Source organism: Nocardia cerradoensis NBRC 101014, assembly GCF_000308535.1.
GTDB classification, from domain to species: Bacteria; Actinomycetota; Actinomycetes; order Mycobacteriales; family Mycobacteriaceae; genus Nocardia; species Nocardia cerradoensis.
Map to the genome: position 1 here is coordinate 1 of NZ_BAFW01000268.1, position 264 is coordinate 264.

Genomic DNA, 264 nt, shown 5'->3' on the forward strand with positions numbered 1-264 from the left:
CACCCCGACGCTGGTGGTGAGGGTGGTCAGCGGCGTGCGCAGTTCGTGACTCACATCACCCACCAGCCGGCGTTCGCGATCGATGCGGTTCTGCAGCGAGTCGACCATGGTGTTGAACGCGTCCACGGTCGGGGCCAGATCGGGATCGTCGGTATCGGGCAACCGGGTGCCGAGCTCACCGGAGGCGATCTTCGCCGCGGTGCCCGTGACCTGGCGCAACGGCTCCAGCAAACGGTGTGACAACCAGATTCCGAAGATCGCGCC

The 264-nt window shown here is 66.3% G+C and carries 1 protein-coding gene; it reads right to left on the reverse strand.

From position 1 onward, the window contains the following. The coding region (locus tag ON23_RS27915) for a HAMP domain-containing protein (RefSeq protein WP_245556153.1) at window positions 1-243 on the reverse strand (243 nt) is incomplete at its 3' end. Between the last annotated feature and the right edge of the window lie 21 nt (window positions 244-264).